We start from the raw sequence: 24,307 nt of genomic DNA, 5'->3' as shown, positions 1-24,307 counted from the left end.
TCACCTTTTTAACGAAGTCGAGGAATTTTTAGGAGGAGAAAATGAAGAGATTTTTTTCTCACTTATTATCTTTCCATCAATGGCTATCGCCAGAACGTGAATGCCAGGAAGAGGATTCCACAATGCGAACATTCTTGGTGGCTCTCCCGTTACATCAACTGGTACACCGTCTACGTAAGCTTTCACTTTCAAATTTTTTTCAACGCTTCCAACGAAAAATGGAAGCTCTACACACGTTGACTTTTTATCAATTTCAACTTTTATTTCACCTGGAAAAAGGGCGGTACTTGTTGAATTGCTTGAAAGCAAAACAATTGGCCTTACAATTTCCTTCTTCATCCCTAACATATCGTACACCGTGCACGTGGCGTACACAACTTTGTTTGTTAAAGTGTTGGCCAAAAAATGAAAGGTGTAAATATTACCTTTCGATGGAAAATAAGCCAATTCCGTGCTCTTTCCCATCTTCAATTCAACCTTTTTTATTCCATTCGGAGAATAAGCGTAAACGCTAAATGTCGCACTTTTACCGCTTTGAATACTCTGAGGAAAAAACATAAATTGAGCGTAAGGAGGCGTCTTTCTCTCGTTAACCACATTCACTTTGAATTCTTTTGTTGTAACCAACCCTTGATTGTTAACAGCCGTCAAAGAAATCGTGTGAATTCCTTGGGTAGAAAAAGACCATTCCAAAACTTCGTCGTCGGAGATGGGAACGTTTTCCCCATCCACTTCTAAGGAAAGGTTCTTCATCCCACTTTGGAGATCGTAAGCTCTTACGCTTAAAGGAAATTCCACTCCCTTTGCCACTGTAGTTGGAAGTTTAACTTTCACAACAGGAGGAGTGGAGTCCGCCACAAAAAAATTGTCGGTCTTAGTTGCTATGTTACCCGCCTTATCTTGAGCTAAAACGGTTATGTTGTAAGATCCATACACTCCCAGCCAACTCGCAACAAAAAGATCACTCCCCTCTTTTGTTACGGGAAGAGGGGAATGATTCAGCTCAAACGCGACTTCTTCCAAACCACTGCCTGTATCAAGGATATTTGCCTTAAAGTAGATCATACGCTGCGAAAGCAAAGTCGCTGACTTTGTAAACTCCGAAATAATAGGTTTTGTGTTGTCCTTCACCAACACACACGAAGAAAGCAACACTACTACAGCCGCAACTGTCAACAAAAGAAGAACGCTTTTCCTCAAAATGCTAATCCCGCTCCTACTCTCCATTCACTTATTCCATTTACAATCAAATGTGGTTGATAGTACATCTTACCCTGAAATTCACCAAAAAGCGAAAAAGCTTTTAAAAAGACATCCACTCCAACGCGGTAGTAAAGCGTTGAAAGATCCACAGCTCCAAATTGCCATGTTGAAATATTGTAGGTCGTATTTATTCCCACTCCGGCATACGGTCTTATTTCTCCCGTCGGAAGAGAAACAAATAACGTTGGAGATAGATTCCATGTTTTAATATTGCCTATCTTCCCAACATCGAAAGTATTCCCCAAATTTCCTTCAACGTTTAATTCGAATCCTAACGTTCCAATTGACTTTACGGTTACTCCAACCATGTACTCCGGAGTTCCGCTTGAAGAGAGCACTCCAGCGTTAACATCAAATGCCCCAATTGCAAATGCTTCCAAAACCAGTGCAAAGCTCAACAAGAACAACAGCAAAAACGTTTTTTTCATATTATCTCAATCGCCTTTAACGATCTGCACCTCCTCATCAATAGAATGTCAGTAAGAGCGATATCAACATCGCCGTGAAAATTCCTATAACCGCCCACCACGAAAGCGGAAGATCCAGCATTGGCTTGCTCACTTCTAAAGTTCCTTCCCACGTTGTCGAAAGCTTGTTTACCGGATCAACCGCCACAACTTTTATGGTGTGCTTTCCATAGCTGTCAATCGAAATCACATTAGAATCGTTCTTCTTTCCATCAACCATTATCTCCACATTCGGAGAAACCCTGTTACACGCCGCGATTGAAACCACCTTAAGGGTATAACTGGAAGGAATTTTCCAACTTTCAATTGAAAGAAAACTCTTCTTTAAAAAATCGTGAACTTTGCCTTTGTTGTCAACTAAGCTGATCGATTTAAAAGAAGGCGTTTCCAAATCTAAGCATACTTTCTTTTCTATTTTCGAATTGAAAACATTTCCAACCTTGTCTTCAACTTTTACCGGTACTTCCAAAAGGCTTGTTCCACTCTTTTGAGCTTCATAAAAAGTGTGATCAAAGGTGGCTTCCCATTCGCCATTTTTCAATGAAGCTTTCGCTTCACCCACCCAAACCTTCTCTATTGAAATTCCACTGGTACTTTTAACGTTCAACGAAACTTTGAATTTTCCACTCTTTTTCCCAATCACGTTTGGCGAAATCCCCGCGTTTATTACAGGCTGTGAACATGTTAAAACGGTCAAAGTGGCACTTTTGGCTATTTTTTCTCCAGTTACCAACGTGATCTCGCTTTTAAAGGTGTATTCTCCGCTTTTCATGCCATTGGTTTTCAAGTTGTACTCCATCACTTGAGGATATTCATCAAATGGAGATAGCTCTTTCTCTATTAAAGTGGTGGCATTTTCGTAAAGCGCGAAGCTTTCTTTTCCAATTACCGGATTGACAACTGTGTATACTTTAACATCGGATGCTTGAGAAGAACACGCTGTGTTCGGAATTACAAAAATTGAAATGGGAGCATTTTCATCAAAATGAACCTTTCTTGAAAGCACGAGTACGGTCGCAACGGAAGTATCCCAAGGATCCTCTTTCGTGATTGCCTGAATCGTGAGATAGGTATACATTCCATTCAACGTTGGTTTTATCTTTAAGGTTTCACCCTTTATGGGTATTACCTTGTTATTCTCGAGTATGGCTGAATAAATCACATCTTTTTCATCTGACAAAAAAGACAACTTGACATTTCCATTGTTATCTGGAACCACAATGGCCGGTGTCACTTCAAATACAGGACCAACTCCGGTAGAATGCGTAAACCAGGGCTGCGCCCACGCCGTTAAAGCCAGCGTGAGCGTCAGCAAAACAACAGCCGTTATCTTTGCTTTCATACTCATCTTAGAAAGGCCATTCCGTGTAATTGTTTCCAATGCTATTTCCCGCATTGTCGGTAACATTTTCTATCTCCACCTTGTACACTTCGTTGTTTTTCACCTTTTCGTTGTTTTCAAACTCGTAAACGTATATTTTATCTCCAGCTGCTTTTGTCGTGGCGCTTACGAGCTTTTCCTTTCCATCTTGGGAGATCAAGATCACTTTTGCATCACCTTTTACACTCTCAGTTAAAGTGATAACCAAAGGCTCTCCCTTGTTAGCCACCACGCTCTTTACGTATGGAGGCACCGTATCAACGTATATGTTCTTCTCTTCCGCTTGTGAGATATTTCCAGCCATATCTTCGGAATTCAAAACTATTTCAACATTTTTCCCGTTAATGTTGTTGAAGAGATGGCGCAAGCTTTCCGTGTACTTTCCGTTCTTTCCAAAGATCTTGGTGTAAAGAATCTGACCATTATCTAATTTTACTACCAAAAAGGCGTATTTCAAATATTTATCGTTGACAGAGATGTTAACATTGGCCTTCGAAATTGCATCGACGACTTTCGGAGCTTGTAACTTTATCTCTGGAGCAGTGTTATCAACGATAACCGCGAACCTTCTCTTAAAGGTCAAAGTTTCCTTGTTCACGGGATTGGTCGAAATAATTTCCACGAAATGCGTTCCGGAGATCACGCTTCCATTTTTAATCGCCTCTTTTTCACAATCCATGTACATTTTGGTAATTGGTTTTACTCCTCCATCCGTGGTTGCGGTGTAATACATCTCCGGTCTTTCTTTGAAGAAGTAAATGCCATCGTTTTGCACTTCAACCTTTTTCTCACCATTTTCAAGATAAAGCGCAACGTTTGGGGAACTCACATCGACAAAAGTGGTCGTGGAATAGTTTGACTTATTTCCAAACACATCAACGGCTATTACATTTATCCTAAAAGGAGAACTCTTGGAATACGCGGGCGTCTTAAGTGTCGCCGTGTACACGCCGCTTTTTCCTATTTCTTTCATGATGGTGTTATTCACGGCAACGTACTTTATTATTCCAATTCCTTTATCTTCGACGGAAGCTATTATTTTCAGATTCTGATTTGGTCCAACAACACGGGTGAAATTCACAGTAGAAATAAGTGGCTTCCCGTTATCGAATTTCAAATTGTAAGTTTTGTCCACAGAGGTGCTCTTTTTGTTGAACGGATTTGTCGCCGTAATCTTCACTTCGTAAGCCCCACCTTTTGTAATTATCGTTGCATCTTGCGAAAGCAAAAGACCGTTGCATGTGGTTTTTATCGTTGGAGAAACGCCAGAATCGGTCCTGGCGGAAACCTGTATAAAGAATGGCACATCTTTCGACCAATATATTCCATCTTTGTAGTGGTTGTTCGGAAAGAGCGAAAGATTTATGTGAGGCGCCGTCGCGTCTATGTAAACGTTCTTAGACACTGGGCATTCATTTCCAAGCACATCGTAAGCCACGATCTTTATCGGCCACTCACCACTTTCTTTCCATGATGGCGTCGTTAAGGTAACTTCGTATTCGTCTCCGCTTGTCCGTTTTGCTATCTTTCCATTTACCAAAATTTCCTTTAAGCCTATACCATCGTCTCTCGCTTTAAACTTAACGATCATTTTCTGATTTGGCCCCTTCGTTGCCGGAAGCGTGACATCTTCGATCGTTGGTGGAACGTTATCGAATTGGATAACGTAAGAACGAGTGGCGCGCGCACTTAGTCCGTTAATGGGATTTAAACTTGATATATCAAGCGAGTTCTTTCCAATTTTTGAAAGCTGGATTTCAATTGATTGATAATCTGAAGCCGCAACAGAATTGAATTTTTTCTCACCATTCACTTTAACCGTGACAAGTGGTGAAATTCCCGACTGTGTTTTGGAATTCACATCAACTAACATAGGAGCGTTTTTATTCCAATAAACACCCTTATACAACAAACCATGAGGTTTTATCGTAATAACAGGCTTATGACCATCAACGAATATTTTGAAATGTTCCATAACGCTTGTGGAATTACCAAGCATATCTGATAATTTTATCTTCACGGGGTAATTGTTTTTGCCTTCCTTTAGTTGCGCTATGGAAAAAGTCCTTACATTCCCATTGCCAATCGCCTTAATCGGATACACGCCTATGTTCTTGACTCCAACGCCCGTTCCATCCGTGGCTGTTATAGTTACCGTCAAAGTTGAAGTTGGAGGAATCACTTTGTAATTTTCACTGTTCTTCTCAGCATAGGGATAGAATTTCACATTTTCAACACTTGGGGCTTTGTCATCAATTTTGAAAACGAATTTTAACGACGTAGAGGCTTCAAATTTGTTGATTGGATCTCTAACGGTCGCAGTGAATGAATAGGTGCCTGGCGTTGAAATCACGCTTTCAAAATAAGTATCGCTTTTCTTTATTCCCTTAATTCCGTTAACTTCAAAGTCGATATTGCAGCATTTTTGGCTCGCCGCCGAAGCCTCTACGCTTATATGCAACGGCGTGGCGGTCTTCCACAAAACAAGCTCATTCTTACCTTTTTCAACGTAACCGGCATCATCTTTTACCGTTAAAGTTGGCATCGAAGCGTCGACAAATATTTCTTGGTTTTCCCGGTTCACATTTCCGGCGTTATCACGAGCCACTATGTGAACTATCCATCTTCCAGTTTTCTTTGGAGTTATCAAGTCTAAAACGTAGGTATTGGCGTTTATTCTTCTCGCTTTTTTACCGTTTATCTCAACAACATCTATTCCGCTTAAAGTGGAAAGTGCCGTAACCTTAAAGTTCACCTTTTCGTCAGCTGGCAAGCAACTTTCCATTTTAGAAACTTTTAACAGCGGTTTTGCGTTGTCTAATACGTATCTAACACTTTCAGGAGGAAATGGGTTCCCAGTTACATCCTTCACTCCCACTGAGAAGATATAAGGACCATTTTTCATCTTAGAAGTGTCAACAGTAAAAGTCTTTTCCCAGATGCCAAGTAAGGAAGTCGGCGTTGAGTTAATCCATTCTTTTTCTTTCATAGAGTTCAAATAAAAATCGATTTCACCGACGTTAAATCCACCGTATACCTTTACGTCAAAGCTTGCCATTCCCTTGAACGTGCCTTTTTTAACCTTCATCTTAGGTGTCATAACAATTACAGGGTTTGCATAGGCAGAAACTTGGATGGTTATTTTCTTTTCTTCCTTCAATCCGCTTTTGTTGATGACGCTTACATTCAGTGTAGTTGATAAAGAAGTTGTGTTGTTAGAAGCCGGCAGTTCTGGAGCATAGAAGGTAAAAACAGCTGGTACACTCTTCGCGACACAAGACGTCCCATTGAATGTTGCGATCACTTCCGAAACATTCGAGTCCGAATCTACCAAAACTTTGAATGGAGCCTGTGGAGGAAGTGTTTTCGGGTTGATCCTCACGCTCAGTTGGCCAAACGAAAGCATTCCCACAACAGCGATCAACAAGAAGACAAACACGAGTTTCTTCACTTCTTACTCCCCCTCTCGAATATGTTGAAACGCGCGTATTTTGAACGTTCGACAGCAGACAACCGACTTCAAAAAAACTTCATCATTTATCCATCGGTAATATTTATTATACCACCCCTTTATCATTTTTTAATCATCAATTCTTGTTCTTCTTTTTTTAGAAGAAAATTTAATATTTTTTTGTTAAAAAGATAATTTTATGATATAATTTTTTTACATTCATATAAATGGGAGAGGATTATCTTGAAAAAAATGTTAGTAATGGCGGTTTTCACGATGATAACGAGTGCGTTGGTATTCGGATGGGGCATTGAGTTAGGTGCTGGAGGAAATGTGATGGGCGCTTTTCCCATTCCGGCTGTAGAAGGTAGTGTGATCATCCCAATAAGCGGCCCACTCTCTTTGACCGGGCAAATTACCGCCCTTTTGGCAGTCGGAGAAACCGCTGATACACCTGCTTATATGGTGTTAGGAGGAGGAAGGTACACCTTTGGTATGAAAGGCGTGAAATTTTTCATCGGGGCGGATGCGGGAATGTTGACGAAATTTTTTACCTTTCCAAACAGCCTTATCTTTGGAGCGAATGCTGGAATGAATTTCGGCATGTTTTACGTTAAAGGGGCGATGAGAATGGTAAGGTTTACTTCCACGGGTGAAACAACAGCACCACAATCCAAACTTATTCCTCTGGGAGAAATTACGGGAGGACTTTGCCTGGAATTTTAATTTTTAACCGTTTTTAATCGCATGAAGTCAAAGATTTTTCACTTTGACTTCTCGACTTCATTGTAAAGAAGTATTTCAACTTGTGTATGAAGATCACGAAATCAATTAGAAAGCCCAGAGGAAAGATGAACCCTCCTCGCCAACTTTGTTGGCCCTCTCCTCCCAGTTTTGGGAGGAGAATCAGCAGAGTTGTTTTCCAAATTAACAAGTCTATTCCCGTTCACAAGAGAATTGATGGTAAAGCTTATTCCATTCAATAAATCCGCCACCAGTTGCAAGAGATGTGGCGGTGAAGCCATTTCATTTTATAAGTTTTCCCCCACAGGTGGGAGAAGTGCGGTGAAGCCGACAAAGGGAGAAAGAATAATTTCAATGGATTAAGGTTGAATGATCTGCAATGAAGAGAACCTTTGTTTTGTATCTTGATTACTTTCTCAATCTTTACACACAACGTGAGGAAGTATGATCATTTTTTGAAGTCTTGGGCCAATAAGCCACTACCAACGCTATCGCCATTAAGAGTCCACCAAGAACTTTTAGAAGTGTGAATTCTTCTTTTAAGATGAAAAACGAAAGCAAAGAAGCCAACCACGGTTTAACAAAAAAAGCCATTGAACTGAGGCTAGCTCCGATAGTTTTTACGCCTTGAAAAAATAACATGTATGCCACACCTGTTACGACTACTCCAAGGTAGAGAACGTAAAAAAAATCTTTTTGTGGAATGAATATTGGTTCTCGGATTGTAAGAAGAATTATGAAAACCGGAATTAAACCGAAAATAAAAGCGAACGAATTCAGAGTTGCACTCGAGGTTTTCTTTGAAATTTTTCTTCCCAAGACCGTGTAAAGCGCGAAAAGAACGGTAGAAATGAGGATATATATGGAGTAAACGCTTGTAAAAAAATGCTCTGGCTTGTAAGAAACGAGGACAACTCCAAAAAAGCCAAGAATCATTCCAAAGTAAATCCTCAAATTAAACCTTTCTCCATAAATCAGCCTTGAAAACAGTAGGACAAAAAGTGGATTTGAACTGAAAATTATCGCCACTTCCGCCGCACTAATATGGCTGAGCCCAAGGTAAAAGAAGCTCACGCCGATTCCAACCGTCACGCTGCCAAGCCATAACATGTTTGCCCAATCAAGTTTTGTTAGACTTTTCAAACTCCTAAAATTCACAAATGGCAAAAGTGTCGCCGCGCCAAAAAGCATTCTGAAAAACCACAAAACCAATGGTGGCATGCCAGACATTGTGATTTTAGAAAAAACTTCCAACGTTGAGAAAATGGCTATGGCAGAATAGGTGTAAAGATATCCCTTGAGCATTTTGCGATCATTCCTTTACACTCCAACAAATAAAAGTATCAAAGAGCTTATCACGACCGTTACGGTTACCATGCCACCGGCGATTTCAGGATCCAACTTTCTTTCTATCGAATAGACCAATGAAAGCAAAGGAGTTGGCATTACCGAGCTGATGAGCACAATAATTGAAGCGATATGATCGGTGGGAGCGAGAAGCGTCGAAAGGTACCAAAGAAGTATCCCAACTGCCAATCCGATCGCGTATTTCACGGCAACAGCCGTGAAAATGTACTTCACATCCTTGGTCATTCTTTTAAAATTCAAATAAATCCCTATTGTTAACATGGATAAAAAGGCATTAGCCGAACTTATCGGTGAGATCATTGAAAAAACGCCAGAAGGAATTTTAATGGAAGAAAAGTTTATGAATAAAGCTGCCGAAAACGCTATGAGCGGCGGAAAAGTTACCAGTTTTTTTACAACCGTTTTTAAACTGAAACCGTCGGAGGAGTATTTCAGAGCCACAGAATATCCCAGAGTGTATATTATCAAAGCATTTCCTATGTCAAACATGGCCATGTAGGTTAATCCCTTATTTGACCACATCAGTTGAGCAAAAGGGTAGGCGAAAATTGCCAGATTCAACCCGCACAATGTCAACGAAAGTGAGCCTTTCGTCTTATTTGGCACTTTAAACTTTGAAAAAACGATCAAAGCGAAAATCAAGATACTGAACGCGGCGGCGGAGCCAAAAAAGGTCAAAAACAGAAGCGAAGGCTTAAGTTTGACGCTCGTAATAGCGTTCACTATTACAAGGGGAAGGGTAACGTATATTATCAAACGAGAAAGGATGGCACCATCCTTCTCGCTAAAAAAATCTATCTTTTTTAAAAAATAACCCAGAGCTATGATTAAAAAATACGAAATTATTTTGTAAGTCATACAAAAGCCACGATCCTTGCCGGTGAACCACCGGCATTTACTTTCAAGGCACCAACAAAAATCCAAAAAACATCATCTGTTGGTAGCTTTTCCAAATTGGTCAAATTTTCCAAATGAATTCCGCCATTTTTGAAGATTTCATGATTCGAAGAAAAATTCTCATCATCAGATGGATCGATCCCAGGAGCGTCTGTTCCAAAAACTTTAACCTTTTTTTCTAAAAGGTATTCTATCGCATCGAAACCAAAACCGGCGTAATTTGAAAAGTACCTGCTTTTATCGTTCCAAAACTTATCGTGTCCCGTCCTCAACAACACCGCGTCAAAGTCGGGTACACTGTATTTTTCTTCCCATCTAATTAAGTACTTCCTGTCCAAAACAAAATTATCTTTTTTCCGGGATACATCCACAACAACCGTCTTAAAAAAAAGCTCTTCAGCGCTCAGATCGATAACGCTCCCTTTGAAACCAAAATGTTTTGGCGCTCCCATATGAGTGCCGCTATGAGTACCAATGCAAAGCCTTTCAACACTGTAATTTTCATGATTGAAAATAGAAATTTCAGTTTTTGGATCTTCGGGCCAAATAGGCATGTCCGCCGATATTTCATGAGAAAGATCGATAATTTTAGAAAAATTAAGTTCCATCTCCGTCCTCCTTGACGTGTCCACTTTGAGATTTTAGCACAATTTTTCGTCTTATTCAGGTTATTCAAACTCCATTTGGACATTACGAAAATTTTCTTGGAAAAGCGGTGGAAAAGTTACCGAAGGATGTAAATCAAGAAGTGATTATTGTCACAGAAATTGATTTCAAAATCTGTATAATGAATACAAAGAATCATACAGAAAAAGGAGGAAGACGTTATGTACTGTTATCAGTGCCAAGAAACTTTAAACAACAAAGCGTGTACAAAAGTAGGAGTCTGCGGAAAAACAGACGAAGTTTCTTCACTTCAAGATCTCTTGATCTACTTACTGAAGGGTATATCTTTTTGGGCAACAAATGCGAGAAAATTGAACGTAAAAGACGAAGAGGCGGACATTTTCGTGGCAAAGGGTCTTTTTTCCACAATAACAAACGTCAATTTTGATCCAGATAGATTTGTTGAATGGATAAATGAAGCGTTCGAAAAAAGAGAAATTGTGAGAAAGAAATTCTTAGACGCTTACAAGAAAAAATTCTCAAAGGAGTACGACGAGAAAGTCCCCGATTGTGCCCAATGGAAAAGTTCAGGAGAAAAGAGTGAGCTTTTGGAAAAGGCCAAAACAGTTGGAATAATGTCAGACCCAACTCTCGATGAAACACTTAGGTCCTTAAGAGAATTCGAGGTTATAAGTTTAAAAGGTATGGCCGCATACTTGGAACACGCTTACATTTTGGGTTTCAAAAACGAAGAACTATTTTCTTTTTTAGAAGAAGCCCTTTACGCTACAGCGGATGACAAAAACGGCGTGGATGAAATGTTTGACTACGTTATGAAAACTGGAAAAATGGGCTTAAAAGCAATGGAACTCCTTGATATGGCAAATACAAGCACTTACGGTAATCCAGAACCTACAATGGTGAACATAGGTGTAAAAGAAGGACCTGCAATTTTAATGAGTGGGCACGATTTAAAAGATTTCGAAGAACTCCTTGAACAGGCAAAAGAAGCTGGTGTGAACGTGTACACCCATGGTGAAATGTTACCGGCAAATGCGTATCCTTTTTTCAAGAAGTTTCCCAACCTTGTTGGAAATTACGGAAATGCGTGGTGGAAACAAAACGAGGAGTTTGAAAAGTTCAATGGTCCGATAATCATGAATACAAACTGCTTAACCCCCCCAAAAAGCAGTTACATTGATAGGCTATTTACCACAGGACTCGTTGGATGGCCCGGAGTTAAACATATTCCAGATAGGGCAAATGGAAAGCCAAAAGATTTTTCACCGGTTATAAAGATGGCCTTGGAAATAGGAAAAACACCCCAGCAGCTTGAAAGTGGAACTATACCAATAGGATTCGCGCACGAAACAGTTACGAAAACTCTGGACAAATTGGAAAAGTTGGTTAAGAGCGGAAAGATAAAAAGATTTTTCGTTATGTCTGGATGCGATGGAAGAATGAAATCAAGAGAATATTACACACAATTGGCTTTGAAAATACCAAAAGATGCGGTCATACTCACATCAGGATGCGCAAAGTACAGATACAACAAATTGAATCTTGGGGAAATAGACGGTATTCCAAGAGTTTTAGACGCCGGACAATGCAATGATTCTTACAGTTGGCTTGTAATAGCTTCCAAATTGACAGAATTGTTTGGCGTAAAAAGTGTTAACGATTTGCCAATTTCCTTTGATATCGCCTGGTACGAACAAAAGGCTGTTATCATTCTCAATGCCCTTTTATCGTTGGGCGTGAAGAAGATAAGACTTGGTCCAACATTGCCGGCTTTTGTGTCACCAAACGTTCTGAAGGTTCTCGTGGATAAATTTGAGCTAAAACAAATTGATAGCGTTGAAAAAGATCTTGAAGCGATGCTCAATGGAAATTAAACAAAAAAGGAAGGCTTTTAAGCCTTCCTTTTTTGTTGTTCAACTTTGATACATCATACTTTTTAAACTTTCCAAGTCTTTAACGACTACCTCGTTCTTTTTAACATCAATCAAGCCCAACTTGCTCAGATAAGTAAGGATTCTCTCGAAATTTTCTCTGGAGATATTTATCATGTTTGCGAGTTCTTTCCTTTTAACATTCAAAATAACCCTGTTCTCGTTTTTTCCGTTAGACTTTCTTCTCAGGAAATCGAGAATTAGAAATACAACTTTTCCAATAGAGTTGTCCATGGTAAGATTTTCCATTTTTTTAGATAGAAAACTTAAACGGTGAGCCATGGTTTTAACAAAATCAACGGCGACTTTATTATCCAAAGCTATGAGCTTTTCCAACTCGCGTTTGGGAATAACAATTAAAAATGTATCTTCCATAGTTTCAGCCGTGGCGGGATAATTACCATCTTCGAAAAGTAGTGACTCTGCAAACACTTCTCCTCTTTCCATAATTTTTATTATGAATTCCCTGCCAGAAGGAGACATCTTCAATATTTTAACTTTTCCCTTTTTTACAATGTAAATTCGTTCTCCCTTTTCTATTTCGGTGAAAATTATAGATTTCTTTTCATAAAATTCTACCTTCGATATCTTAGAAATTTCACCAAGAGAATATTCGCTGAAGTTTTCCCAATATTCAACCCTTCTCAAGAAATTTAGAATTTTTCTATCATCGAATTCTATCAAGCCAATTCCCTCTTTTCACAATTCAAAAAATCGTACCTTGCGACAAATAAAGCAGGGATGCCTTCTCCCTAACTTTGCTTTAAAACAAAGCCAATTTGAAAGCATCCCAAGCATCCCCTATTTGATATACTACCAAATTTGAGCTTTCAATGCAAATGATTTTGAAACGCGCAAAAAATGGTTTTCTTTTCATGTATAATTGCGTGTAATAAATTGGGCTTTTGATTTCTATAACATCAAATCGCACTCAGGTGGGAGAGAAAAATGAATCCATTGATTCAAGTGATTCTTTTGGCAATGGCACCAATTTCGGAATTAAGGGGAGCGATTCCTTTGGGAATCATGGTGTACCATTTAAATCCCATTCTTGTCACCATAGTATCCATGATTTTCAACTTGATTCCGGCAATATTTGTAATACTTTTTTTCGATGCGATAATGCCTTGGATAAAGAAGAAGTTTCCAAAATTGGGGAATTTAATTGAAAAATTTTCACAAAAACGCCAACAAAAACATCGTCAAAAAATAGAAAGATACGGTTTATGGGCCATAATGGCATTCGTTGCCATACCATTTCCTTTAACGGGAGCGTGGACGGGTTCACTGTTAAGCGTTCTTTTTGAAATGCCACGTTTAAAATCCATGCTGGCAATAAGTGGTGGAATTGTGATATCAGGTTGCATAGTACTTTCAATCACATTGGCAAGCCTTTAAAACAACAAAGCCGCTTTTGATAAGCGGCTTTGTTGTTAGAAAACAAGATTCAACTCAAGCGGAAAATTCAACGAACTTTTCTTTTGGTGCTCCACAAACGGGGCATTTGTCTGGCAAGTCTCCACCTTCGTGCGTGTAACCGCACACGGGACAAATGAAAACTTTTTCCGCGGCGTAATCTTTACCTTTTTCAACCAATTCCTTTGCCTTCATGTACATCTTTTGATGAATCTTTTCAGCTTCCAACGCGTAATGCGTGGTGCGCACGGCTTCCTTTTCACCTTGAAAATCAGCGGTGTTGTTGTAAACTGGGTACATTTCCTCTATCTCAAAGCTTTCTCCATCTATTCCCGCCTGAACGTTGTCGGCAGTATCGCCAACAAGCCCCAACGCTTTCAAATGATTTTTCGCGTGCACGTATTCCGCGTAAGCAATGGCCTTAAACAGATTGGCAAGATTCTTCATTCCTTTTTTCTCAGCCTCTTCGGCAAAGATGGTGTACTTCATATGAGCTTGGGATTCACCGGCAAAAGCCGCCTTTAAAAATTCCTCTGTCATCTTTTTCATGCTTGTTCCTCCCCTTGCGTAGTGGTCGTTGCTGGACGTTGTCCAAGTTCCCTATCAAGCATGTAAAGGCCATTCGGAGAATCTTTGACGAAATTTATCTTGTCGACGATCTCGGATGTATTGGCCTCCTCTTCAACCTGCTCGTTGATAAACCACTGTAAAAGCGCCAATGTGGCGTGATCTTTTTCTTCCATGGCAAGATTTGCCAGATCGTTTATCAAAGAGGTTATGTATTGTTCATGCTTGTACGCGTCCTCAAAAACTTCCAACATGGAATTCCATTCCTTTTGAGGTTCCTTTATGGCTTTTAAAACCACTCTGGCTCCTCTTTCGTTCATATAAGCGTAAAATTTCATTGCATGGCTTATCTCTTCTTGGTATTGGATTTCCATCCATGTGGCGGCTCCTTTTAATTTTTGCGATTCAAGATAAGATGCCATTGCCAAATAAAGATACGCGGAATAGAATTCTTCATTTATCTGCTTGTTTATGGCTTCCGCCATTTTTTCACTCAGTTTCATTCAAATCACCCTTTCCACAATCCGTGTAAAGAGCAATATTCCCTCGCTTCTAATTTCGTATCATCTGAAACTTTCAAATCGAAAATGGCTTCTGGGGCGTCACCTGGTTTCAAGAACTGCCTGTAAGATTTTCCATCCACTATAAGCTCTATCCATTCTATATAATGCTTTTCATCCATTGGATGTGGCACGCTTCCAACTTTGACTTTTACCTTGTCTCCCATCTTTTCTATAACGGGTACGTGCTTTTCAACGGCCGAATCTGCCGTCTTCTCTTCGTACAATTTCATAGGCTTGCCGCAGCACACGAGCTCGCCTGATCCTTCGTGTAAGACTTCTACAATATTTCCACAAACTTCACATTTGTAAATCTGTTTCTTTTCAGTCATGTTTAAACCCTCCTTGTTGAAGTTATGCTTTTTTATGGCAAAGCCACCAGTCAAAACACTTTATTTCTCCTCTTGCTTCGGCTTCTTCCCTTTCTTTGACTTCTTCAAATGAAGAAGCTGGTCCAATGATAACATCGTCTTTTACGATTTCGTTGTTTGGCCAATTTGCCGGTATCGCAACTCCTTCTTTGTCTGCCAATTGTAGGCCCTTAACCATTCTGAGTATTTCGTCCATATTTCTTCCAAGTTCTTGTGGATAATAGAGCATGGCTCTTATCACACTGTCCGGATCGACAACAAAAACTGCTCGAACCGTATTCGTTCCTTTTGCAGGATGGATTATTCCCAATTCGTTGGCAACATTTCCCGTATCGTCCGCTATGATTGGAAATTCTATATCGTAATCAAGGTTTTCCTTTATCCATTCAACCCATTTGATGTGAGAAAACACCTGGTCAATGCTTAAACCTATGAGACCACAATTCAATTTTTTGAACTCTTCATATCTCTTTTGAAACGCCACGAATTCCGTTGTACACACCGGTGTGAAATCTGCTGGATGGCTGAAAAGAATGAACCATTTTCCCTTGAACTCGTCTGGCAATTTCAACTTGCCATGCGTCGTTTGAACCTCCAATTCTGGAAATTTATCACCTATTAAGGGTATTTTTCTTTCTTCCATACTTCATCACTCCTTCTTTATTTTCATTTAACGTATTCACATTTTTCATGCTTTTTAAGGATTTCTTCCGCTAAATTGTCCAAAGATTTGAAATCTTCGGCTTTTGGATGGCCTTTGATCAGAATTGGTTCAAGCATTTCCACCTTAAGATTAGACGTTAACGCCTTTGCCTGGTTCACAGCTTGACCTGCCCATCCGTAGGAACCTATGAAAGTTCCAAATTTCACCTTAGGCCTTATGGCATTTATGAACGACAAAACGTAAGCCGCTACCGGATGGAGCCCAACCAACACCGTTGGAGACGCAACAACTATCGTGGCGGCGTCCACCAAGGACATGGCCACATCTCCGATATCCGCGGTTATAACGTTGTAAGGTCTAACTTCCACACCCTTTTGCATTAGTGCGCTTGTAAGACGATCAACTATCTTTTGCGTACTGCCATGCATGGAAACATACGGAATGACAACTTTGTTCTTAACATCTTCCGAAACCCATTCTTTGTACGCGTTCAAGATCAATTCCGGCTTATCGTAAACCTGACCATGAGTTGGCGCTATGAAATCAATATCATAATTTTCTATTTTCTTCAAATTGCTCCTTATTGGCATTCTAAAAGGCATCATGATCTCAGCGTAATAACGCTTTGCATCTTCAACAGCTTTGGCCTCATTTTTGACGAACAGATCGCTTGAAGCGATGTGTGAGCCAAAGAAATCGCCGGTGAACATGATCTTGTCTTCCACCAAATAAGTAGACATCGTCTCTGGCCAATGCACCCATGGGGTAAAAATGAATTTAAGCGTTTTGTTTCCTAAGGACAGCGTATCGCCATCTTTGATCGTTATGAATTTTTTGTCATCTATGAGAAGCAGATCTTTTTCGAATCCCTTGCATTTTTCATTGGTAACAACTTTTGCCATCGGAAACGCTTCCAAAACCTTTGGAATCGCTCCTGAATGGTCTTGTTCCGCGTGATTCGATACTATGTAGTCTATACGCTTTACGTTTAACTCTTTTAAATTTTCAAAAAGTTCCTCTTCTTTTTCGGGATCTACCGTGTCAATCAGTGCCGTTTTCTCACTTCCAAATACAACGTAAGAGTTGTAGCTGGTTCCATCTGGAAGTGGAATAATCTCATCAAAAAGGGTTCTATCCCAATCAATGGCACCCACGGCGTAGACATCTTTTTTTATCTTTCTAACGGCCATTTCTTTCACGCTCCTTTTTTTCCTCTTTCTTTCGGCATTCTGGGCATATTCCTAAAAATTCCAGATGATAGCCCAAAACATCGTAGCCTGTTATTTTTTCAACCATATTAGTAGTTTCCCTGATAGCTTGACTCACTTCGGAAACCATTGAAAACGGCACATCATCTATGCGCCCACATTTTACACATCTTATATGAAAGTGTGGTTGGATGTTGGCATCGAATCTTTTCTGTACCTTTTGAGGGCCTAACTTCCTTATTAGCCCATGCTCCGCCAATTCTTCCAAATTTCTGTAAATGGTGCTTATGCTTACATTGGGAAGTTTTTTCTTGACCCTTATGTAAAGCTCGTCCGCCGATAAATGTTCCTTTGAGTTTCTCAATTCTTCAAGAATAACCCTTCTTTGATTGGTCATTCTCCACTTTTTCTGTAACATCTTCTTTGCCTCTTTTACAGTTTTTATTAATGATAATCATTTGCATTATAGTACTAATTTTTAAAAAAGTCAAGTTCAAAAATTCAAAAATCAATTTAAAAGTAAATGATGAAAATTGGAAAGCAAGAAATCACGACATCTTTAAGTATTTCTCATAAACAGGAATGGGTGGCGGCGTGAATTGTCAAAATATGCTACAAAACTTAAAGAATTCTTTAAGTTTTTGATCTCGCGCGATCGTTTTTTGTGATATTATTTTGGTGGTGATAACAATGTGTAGAATGGTGTCGTTGGCTTCACCAAAAATTACAAAAATTGAACCTTATTTTAAGGTCGTTGTGGAACAGGCGTTACATGGGAAACACTCTCCGCACGGCGATGGATGGGGGATGGCGCTTTATTCGAAAAAAGGACTTACATTGAAAAAAAGCGCCCAACCCATATGGAAAGTGAAAGACATTCTGGAAGAAGCGAACATCGCTCTAATTCACGCTAGAAAAACCACCAGTGGAGACGTAAAGGCTTCGTTTTCCCATCCCTTGCTTTCCTCTTGCAATGGAAAAGATTGGTCCTTTGCGCACAACGGCGCGATAAATAATTTTTCACATCCTTTGAAAATTGACACGCAATTCTATTTTGAAAAATTTCTCTTTCATTTAAAAGCATTCAACAACGTTGTTCAAGCCATGAAATCAACTTTCGGTGAAATAGAAAAAAATTACGAATACACATCTTTAAACGCTTTTATCTCAAATGGAGAAGAGCTGTACGCGTTCAGAAAGGTTAAAGAAGACGATGATGATTATCATTCCATCTTTTACAAATTGGAAAATGATATCGTGATTTTTTCGACGGAAAAATTCGGAAATAATTGGAAAGCCCTGAAAAACGGTGAATACGCGTACGCCAAAGTGGATGAGAAAGAAATTCGTTTTGAAGTGAGAGGATGGTGAGAGATGGACAAAGACGATGAAAATCTAGTCGTGCTTGAGTTTTACGAAAGTGGAATAAAGGCTGAAATAGCAAAAGGCTTCTTGGAAGAAAATGGGATTTTCGTTCAAATGCGAGATTCAACAGTTCCATACGGCGGAAGCGCCTATTTTGGTCAAGAAAGCCCCAAAGAGCTGTTAGTTTTGAAAGAAGATTTGCAAAAAGCAAAAAAATTGCTTGAAGAAATTGAAAAAAAGGAGGAATAGCTGAGATGGCTTTAAAAAAGACTCCTCTTAACGCAGAGCACAAAAGAATGGGAGCAAAAATGGTGGATTTTGGCGGTTGGGAAATGCCCGTGCAATACACCTCCATTCTGGAAGAGCATAAAGCGGTAAGGGAAAGAGTGGGAATATTTGATGTTTCCCACATGGGAGAAATTTTGGTAGAAGGGAAAGACGCGATACCATTTGTCGATCATCTGATCGTGAACTCGGTTTCCAAACTCAAAAATGGGCAGATTTGCTACAGCCCCATGTGCTACGAAAACGCAACCATCGTGGATGATCTTTTGGCTTACAGATTTTCGGAAACAAAGATTTTCCTCGTTGTAAACGCTTCGAACACTGACAAGGACTTTGACTGGATAAAGAAACAAAGCAAAGGGTACGACGTTGAAGTTACCAATCTCTCAGATCAATACGCGCAAATCGCGTTTCAGGGACCAAAAGCGGAAGAAATATTAAGCCAGATTTCCGGCGTAAACCTTTCTGAAATAGAATTTTACCATTTCACCACGGGAAGGGTAAATGGCATTGAATGCATCGTTTCAAGAACGGGTTACACCGGTGAAGACGGTTTTGAACTTTACTTCAACCCGGAAGCCGCTGAAGCCATGTGGAGAAAATTGTTAGAAATAGGAAAACCGTACGATATCAAAGCGTGTGGATTGGGCGCGAGAGACACCCTCAGATTCGAAGCTTGCTACATGCTCTATGGAAACGACATAGATGACACGACCACACCGTTGGAAGCCGGATTGAAATGGACGATAGATTTCGACAAGGATTTCACCGGAAAAGACGTGTTGTTGAAGCAAAAAGAAGAAGGCTTAACCCGCAGGTTAAGGGGATTGGAAATTTCCAAAGGAATAGCCCGCCATGGATACAAGGTGTTTTCGGCGGATGGAAAAGAGATAGGTTATATAACAAGCGGCACGAAATCCCCAACGTTGGGTAAATCTTTGGCATTGGCGTATTTGGCGAAGGGATACACAAAGCTTGGAACGGAAGTTTTCGTGGAAATACACGGAAAACACGTGAGCGCAAATGTGATAAAAACGCCTTTCTATAGAGGCAGTGTAAAATCTGGAAAATAAATTACATGAAGAGGAGGATTTAAGAGATGAAAAAATACACAGAATCTCACGAATGGGTCGAATTGGATGGAAAAATAGCAACGGTGGGAATTTCAGATCACGCTCAAAACGAACTTGGAGACATAGTTTACGTTGAATTGCCAGAAGTTGGAAAAGAAGTAAAAGCTGGCGAAACGCTTTGCTCGGTTGAATCCGTGAAATCCGCGAGCGATGTTTACGCACCAGTGAGCGGAAAAGTCGTTGAAGTGAACGAAGAACTCGAAAACGCTCCAGAAACGATAAACAAATCCGCCGAAAAAGATGGATGGATAGCAAAGATAGAAGTTTCCGATCCTTCCGAAATGGACAAATTGTTGAGCGAAGACGAATACAAAAAGAAAATAGCTGAATAATTTTCAAATTGCCAAAAGGGCGGTTCTTAGAATCGCCCTTAAATCATATCGAGAAAAGAGGGATAAGTCATGAACTCTTACATTCCTCACACAGAAGACGAAGTCGAGGAAATGTTAAAAGCGATAGGAGTCAAAAGCGTAAACGAACTTTTCTCTCCCCTTCCTCAAGACAGACGCGTTAAAAATATGGGATTAGACGATCCCAAAGATGAATACAGCGTCTTTTTGAAGTTAAAAGAATTGGCTTCAAAAAACGCGGACGCGCAGCGTTACACTTATTTTATGGGCGGTGGCATATACAATCACGTGATCCCTTCCGCCGTTCACCAAATAGTTTCGCGAGGCGATTTCTACACGGCTTACACGCCTTATCAAGCGGAAGTTTCCCAGGGTTCACTCCAAATGATGTTCGAATTTCAAACGATGATGTGCGAGCTAACCGGAATGGGAATTTCCAACGCTTCCATGTACGATGGCGCATCGGCAACCGCCGAAGCCGCTTTGATGGCCGCAAGATTTACAAAAAAAGACAAGATACTCGTTGCCGATTCACTTCATCCTGAATACCTTCAAACCATAAACACTTACGTAAGCGGACCTCAGTTGAAAATAGAAACCGTTCAACACGACGAAAGCGGTATGCTTTCAATTGAGGACTTGAAAGCGAAAATAGACGATGAAACTGCGGGCGTTATAGTTCAATATCCGAATTTCTTCGGCGTTATCGAGGATCTAAAGGCAATAAGAGAAGCGTCAAAAAACATACTCATGATCGTTGTGGTTAACCCCATTTCTTTGGGAGTATTGGAAGCTCCCGGAAACTTTGGAGCGGACATCGTCACGGGAGATGGGCAGCCGCTTGGAATTCCAATGAACTTTGGAGGTCCTTCCTTCGGAATATTCGCAATAAGGGACGATAAAAGATTGGTCAGAACGATGCCGGGAAGGATAATAGGAGAAACGGTGGATGTGGATGGAAAACGCGGCTACGTTATGACGCTTCAAGCAAGAGAGCAGCATATACGCCGCGCAAAGGCCACATCAAACATCTGTTCAAACCACGCCTTGGGAACGCTTTACGCCGCGACGTATCTTTCGCTGGTAGGGCCTGAAGGATTAAGAGAAATAGGCGAAAACAACATTTCGAAATCTCATTATCTTTTGGAGCGTCTCGAAAAAACCGGACACTTCAAAAGGAAATTCAGCGGGGAATTCTTCAACGAATTCGTCGTGGAAACGGATCTCAACATATTCAGACTCAAGAGAAAGCTCCTCAAAAACAACATAATAGGGCCTTTAGATCTTGGAATGTTCGGTGGAACAAAGAGCAAACTGAAAAAGCTCCTTTCCAAAAATGATCTGCTTTTCTGTACCACGGAAGCGAATACCGCCGAAGACATAGAGCGCTTGCTTTCCGTTGTGGAGGCGATGTGAGATGGAATTGATATTCGAAATATCCAAAAAAGGCAGAAGGGGATTCATTCCTCCAAAGATGGATGTAAAGCCGTACAAGATTAACTCCAAATTCGCCAGAAAAAACGCGCCAAAGCTCCCTGAAGTTACAGAAGGGGACGTTGTAAGGCACTACACGAACCTTTCCAGGCTGAATTACGCGGTAGATACGGGATTCTATCCGTTGGGCTCTTGTACGATGAAATACAATCCCAAATTGAACGAACGGGTTGCAAGTTTTCCCGGATTTTCTGAGATACATCCGTATCAGGATCCAAAGACCATTCAAGGCGCGCTCGAACTCATGTACGAACTTGAAGAAGCTCTCAAAAAAATAACGGGCATGGATGCGATGACGCTCCAACCCGCTGCCGGCGCGCACGGCGAATACACCGGAATAGCCATAATAAGGCAATACCATAGAAGCAGAAGGGACTTTAAAAGGGACGAAATCATAGTCCCAGATTCCGCTCACGGAACAAACCCGGCCTCTTCTGCGATGAACGGCTTCAAAGTGATAGAGATAAAGTCAGACGATCGTGGAATGGTCGACGTCAACGAACTGAAAAAAGTGGTCGGTCCTCATACGGCGGGCATGATGCTTACCAATCCAAACACGTTGGGTATATTTGAAGAAAACATTCTGGAAATAGCCAAGACCGTTCACGATGCCGGCGGCTTGATGTATTACGATGGCGCGAACCTTAACGCCATAATGGGACAGGTTAGACCTGGAGATATGGGATTTGACGTTGTCCATCTCAATCTCCACAAAACCTTCTCAACGCCTCACGGCATGGGCGGACCAGGCTCTGGGCCGGTTGGAGTTAAAGAATTCCTTAAAGATTTCCTGCCGGTTCCAAGGGTTGTTAAGAAAAAAGACAAGTACGCACTTGATTATTCAAGCAAAAAAACCATCGGCAGGGTGAGAAGCTTCTACGGAAACTTCACAGTTTTGGTCAAAGCCTACGCTTACATCCTTACGATGGGCGAAGAAGGAATAAAACGCGCGAGCGAAATGGCGGTGCTCAACGCCAATTACTTAAGAGTGGCCATTTCCAAGCTCCTTGAAGTTCCTCACAACAGCATATGCATGCACGAATTCGTGGCAAGTACGACGCCACTTCAAGACAAGGGAATAAAGGCGTTGGACGTTGTGAAACGCATGCTTGACTATGGAATTCATCCACCGACGGTTTACTTCCCACTCATCGTCCATGAAGACATCATGGTAGAGCCTACGGAAACGGAATCGAAAGATACGCTCGATAGGTTCATAGAAATAGTAAAAGAAATAGTGGAAGAAGCCAAAAAAGACCCAGAAAAACTTAAAACCGCACCGCACACGACGCCGGTTAGGCGCTTAGACGACACACGCGCCGCAAGATATCCCGTTTTGAGGTGGAAACCAGAATGATAAGAAAAACGCCGGAGCAATCCGCTCCGGCATTTTTCGATGAACAAACCAAAAAATTCACCTCATTCGAAAAAATTATAAATTCCTTCAAACCCCTAAGCATCTTCGCCAAAAAGGATTTTCTCCATCTTCAACCCCTAAACGAAGAGGAATTGAAAACGAATTATGACTTCTTGAAAAAAGTTGAAAAATGTGAAAAATCCAGAAACAGAATAGAGCACATTTTAAGCGACTTTCACGAAATTTCGGCAAGCTTGCAAAGCCTGGAAAGAGGCACATCCACAAGCGTGGACATCTTTGAGATAAAAAGGTTTATTCATCATCATAAAATTTTGAAAGAGTTGACCGATAACTGCCTTGAAGGGTATTTCGCTTCACTGCAAGATATATGGGAAATACTTGACCCACAAAACAGCGCCTCCTACGCCTTCGCCCCTTTCAACGAAACTATAGAAAAACTGACAAAAAAGTGCGTAAAACTTCAATCGAAAATTGGCGCTCTTTACAAAGTGCAAGCGGAAAAGGTCGAAAAAGCATTTGGGATAAAAGTAAAAGATAGGAAATTCATCTTGAAAAGAAGAAAATCCAAAGAAATACTCTCTTCAGATTTGGTAATGGTGGAAAGAGAGGGAATACAAAGTTACACGTTCGTTCTGAGGCCCACAGATGAAATACTGTCGCTTGAAAGGGAATTATCTGATTGCGAAAGCGCGCTGAAAATCGCTCAGGATAAAGAGGTAAAGCGCCTTTGCGATACGCTTTCACAGCATGTAGAGCGTTTAAAAGAAGAAAAGCGTAAGATATCCGAATTCGATCTGTCGCTTGCAAAGCTTCGCGGGTTGAAATGGGGATGGATCTATCCTGAATTCGATTCGAAAATGAACATACGCTTCGCATTTCATCCTGAAATAAAACACAGCGTTGAAGAAATGGGATACACTTACACGCCCTTAAACGGTGTATTTGAAAAAGGTTTAACGATGATCTTCGGCCCGAACATGGGAGGCAAAACGACGACGCTCAAAACCATTGGCTTGCTTTGCGCGTTGGCATCTTATGGGTTCTTAGTGCCCGCGAAATCCGTTATTTTACCACACATAAAATGGATAAGGTATATAGGATCGGACGAAGGAAACAACGGCCTTTCGAAATTCGCAAAACAGATGGATTCCATGGCAAAAACGATTTCCTTTCCTCAAAACGGACTTATCTTGATAGATGAATTCGGTGCCGGCACGAACCCATACGAAGGCGAAGCGCTGGCAACTGCTCTGGCCAAAGAACTTAATCGAAGGAACGATTTTTCGATAATGGTTACTCACTACAGAAAAACGATAGAAGATGTGAAGTGCAAAAAGTACACGATGGGGCGTATAAATTTTGAAAATGAAATCACGTCAGAAAACGT

At 40.6% G+C, this 24,307-nt stretch carries 24 protein-coding genes; 10 read left to right on the top strand and 14 right to left on the bottom strand.

Annotated features, from left to right (window positions below; genetic code table 11):
* From ACXJIN_RS05095 to ACXJIN_RS05080, 4 genes are read right to left on the bottom strand one after another with little or no spacing between them, the layout of a single operon-like run.
* Positions 1–1,200 carry a hypothetical protein gene (locus ACXJIN_RS05095; RefSeq protein WP_456400026.1) on the bottom strand — a complete coding sequence of 400 codons (1,200 nt, stop codon included), beginning with the start codon at positions 1,198–1,200 and terminating at the stop codon, positions 1–3.
* Positions 1,197–1,691: a hypothetical protein gene (locus ACXJIN_RS05090; protein ID WP_456400024.1), complete on the bottom strand. Its 495-nt coding sequence runs from the start codon at positions 1,689–1,691 to the stop codon at positions 1,197–1,199. Before ACXJIN_RS05090 ends, ACXJIN_RS05095 begins: the two co-directional genes overlap by 4 nt.
* Positions 1,692–1,728: 37 nt before the next feature.
* Complete coding sequence (locus ACXJIN_RS05085) at positions 1,729–3,138, bottom strand: hypothetical protein (protein ID WP_456400022.1); 1,410 nt, start codon at positions 3,136–3,138, stop codon at positions 1,729–1,731.
* Entirely contained in the window at positions 3,080–6,562 is a 3,483-nt protein-coding gene (locus tag ACXJIN_RS05080) for an Ig-like domain-containing domain (RefSeq protein ID WP_456400020.1), read from the bottom strand. The genes ACXJIN_RS05085 and ACXJIN_RS05080 overlap by 59 nt, the downstream gene beginning before the upstream one ends.
* Before the next feature lie 243 nt (positions 6,563–6,805).
* On the opposite strand from ACXJIN_RS05080, the gene ACXJIN_RS05075 reads away from it, so the two are divergent.
* Positions 6,806–7,288 (top strand): hypothetical protein, encoded by a 483-nt coding sequence (locus ACXJIN_RS05075; protein WP_456400018.1) that lies wholly within the window; start codon positions 6,806–6,808, stop codon positions 7,286–7,288.
* Positions 7,289–7,729: 441 nt separating this feature from the next.
* On the opposite strand, the gene ACXJIN_RS05070 is transcribed toward ACXJIN_RS05075, so the two are convergent.
* Genes ACXJIN_RS05070 through ACXJIN_RS05060 form a run of 3 tightly spaced genes read right to left on the bottom strand, consistent with a single transcriptional unit; the run spans position 7,730 to position 10,179 of the window.
* Positions 7,730–8,611 (bottom strand): DMT family transporter, encoded by an 882-nt coding sequence (locus tag ACXJIN_RS05070; RefSeq protein ID WP_456400016.1) that lies wholly within the window; start codon positions 8,609–8,611, stop codon positions 7,730–7,732.
* 15 nt (positions 8,612–8,626) lie between these two features.
* Positions 8,627–9,532, bottom strand: coding sequence for an AEC family transporter (locus tag ACXJIN_RS05065; RefSeq protein WP_456400014.1), 906 nt, complete (start codon positions 9,530–9,532; stop codon positions 8,627–8,629).
* Positions 9,529–10,179, bottom strand: a complete 651-nt coding sequence (locus tag ACXJIN_RS05060; protein ID WP_456400012.1) for a cyclase family protein — start codon at positions 10,177–10,179, stop codon at positions 9,529–9,531. The genes ACXJIN_RS05065 and ACXJIN_RS05060 overlap by 4 nt, the downstream gene beginning before the upstream one ends.
* A 219-nt stretch (positions 10,180–10,398) precedes the next feature.
* Here ACXJIN_RS05060 and hcp point away from each other — a divergent pair, with 219 nt between their 5' ends.
* Complete coding sequence (gene hcp / locus ACXJIN_RS05055; RefSeq protein ID WP_456400010.1) at positions 10,399–12,072, top strand: hydroxylamine reductase; 1,674 nt, start codon at positions 10,399–10,401, stop codon at positions 12,070–12,072.
* A 39-nt stretch (positions 12,073–12,111) separates the two neighbouring features.
* Here the strand turns inward: hcp and ACXJIN_RS05050 are convergent, their stop codons facing one another.
* On the bottom strand, positions 12,112–12,813 hold the full coding sequence (locus ACXJIN_RS05050; RefSeq protein WP_456400008.1) for a Crp/Fnr family transcriptional regulator: 702 nt from the start codon (positions 12,811–12,813) through the stop codon (positions 12,112–12,114).
* 264 nt (positions 12,814–13,077) lie between these two features.
* Between ACXJIN_RS05050 and ACXJIN_RS05045 the strand changes: the two genes are divergently transcribed.
* Positions 13,078–13,527 carry a COG2426 family protein gene (locus ACXJIN_RS05045; RefSeq protein ID WP_456400006.1) on the top strand — a complete coding sequence of 150 codons (450 nt, stop codon included), beginning with the start codon at positions 13,078–13,080 and terminating at the stop codon, positions 13,525–13,527.
* Between the two features lie 54 nt (positions 13,528–13,581).
* Here ACXJIN_RS05045 and ACXJIN_RS05040 read toward each other — a convergent pair whose 3' ends face one another.
* Genes ACXJIN_RS05040 through ACXJIN_RS05015 form a run of 6 tightly spaced genes read right to left on the bottom strand, consistent with a single transcriptional unit; the run spans position 13,582 to position 17,333 of the window.
* Positions 13,582–14,094, bottom strand: a complete 513-nt coding sequence (locus ACXJIN_RS05040) for a rubrerythrin family protein (protein ID WP_456400004.1) — start codon at positions 14,092–14,094, stop codon at positions 13,582–13,584.
* The gene (locus tag ACXJIN_RS05035; RefSeq protein ID WP_456400002.1) at positions 14,091–14,615 is read right to left on the bottom strand and encodes a ferritin; all 525 of its coding nucleotides are present in this window, start codon (positions 14,613–14,615) and stop codon (positions 14,091–14,093) included. The genes ACXJIN_RS05040 and ACXJIN_RS05035 overlap by 4 nt, the downstream gene beginning before the upstream one ends.
* A gap of 5 nt (positions 14,616–14,620) precedes the next feature.
* Positions 14,621–15,004, bottom strand: coding sequence for a desulfoferrodoxin (locus tag ACXJIN_RS05030; protein ID WP_456400000.1), 384 nt, complete (start codon positions 15,002–15,004; stop codon positions 14,621–14,623).
* 22 nt (positions 15,005–15,026) lie between these two features.
* Complete coding sequence (locus ACXJIN_RS05025) at positions 15,027–15,686, bottom strand: peroxiredoxin (RefSeq protein ID WP_456399998.1); 660 nt, start codon at positions 15,684–15,686, stop codon at positions 15,027–15,029.
* Between the two features lie 23 nt (positions 15,687–15,709).
* Positions 15,710–16,897: an FprA family A-type flavoprotein gene (locus ACXJIN_RS05020; RefSeq protein ID WP_456400238.1), complete on the bottom strand. Its 1,188-nt coding sequence runs from the start codon at positions 16,895–16,897 to the stop codon at positions 15,710–15,712.
* Positions 16,887–17,333, bottom strand: coding sequence for a Fur family transcriptional regulator (locus ACXJIN_RS05015; RefSeq protein WP_456399996.1), 447 nt, complete (start codon positions 17,331–17,333; stop codon positions 16,887–16,889). Before ACXJIN_RS05015 ends, ACXJIN_RS05020 begins: the two co-directional genes overlap by 11 nt.
* 272 nt (positions 17,334–17,605) lie before the next feature.
* On the opposite strand from ACXJIN_RS05015, the gene ACXJIN_RS05010 reads away from it, so the two are divergent.
* From ACXJIN_RS05010 to ACXJIN_RS04980, 7 genes are all read left to right on the top strand, one after another.
* Complete coding sequence (locus ACXJIN_RS05010) at positions 17,606–18,286, top strand: class II glutamine amidotransferase (protein ID WP_456399994.1); 681 nt, start codon at positions 17,606–17,608, stop codon at positions 18,284–18,286.
* Between the two features lie 3 nt (positions 18,287–18,289).
* On the top strand, positions 18,290–18,529 hold the full coding sequence (locus ACXJIN_RS05005) for a putative signal transducing protein (RefSeq protein ID WP_456399992.1): 240 nt from the start codon (positions 18,290–18,292) through the stop codon (positions 18,527–18,529).
* Positions 18,530–18,534: 5 nt separating this feature from the next.
* Positions 18,535–19,638 (top strand): glycine cleavage system aminomethyltransferase GcvT, encoded by a 1,104-nt coding sequence (gene gcvT / locus ACXJIN_RS05000; protein ID WP_456399990.1) that lies wholly within the window; start codon positions 18,535–18,537, stop codon positions 19,636–19,638.
* A 26-nt stretch (positions 19,639–19,664) separates the two neighbouring features.
* Positions 19,665–20,030, top strand: a complete 366-nt coding sequence (gene gcvH / locus ACXJIN_RS04995; RefSeq protein WP_456399988.1) for a glycine cleavage system protein GcvH — start codon at positions 19,665–19,667, stop codon at positions 20,028–20,030.
* Positions 20,031–20,099: 69 nt separating this feature from the next.
* Positions 20,100–21,464, top strand: coding sequence for an aminomethyl-transferring glycine dehydrogenase subunit GcvPA (gene gcvPA, locus ACXJIN_RS04990; protein ID WP_456399986.1), 1,365 nt, complete (start codon positions 20,100–20,102; stop codon positions 21,462–21,464).
* A gap of 1 nt (position 21,465) precedes the next feature.
* A complete protein-coding gene (gene gcvPB / locus ACXJIN_RS04985) occupies positions 21,466–22,899 on the top strand; it encodes an aminomethyl-transferring glycine dehydrogenase subunit GcvPB (RefSeq protein ID WP_456399984.1) in 1,434 nt (477 codons plus the stop codon).
* Positions 22,896–24,307, top strand: a 1,412-nt coding sequence (locus tag ACXJIN_RS04980; protein ID WP_456399982.1) for a MutS-related protein, incomplete at its 3' end; no start/stop codon positions are given. The genes gcvPB and ACXJIN_RS04980, both read left to right, overlap by 4 nt.

It is taken from the genome of Mesoaciditoga sp., from assembly GCF_054006115.1.
Note: the sequence above shows the minus strand (reverse complement) of the source record. Positions and strands in the feature narration are given on the sequence as shown.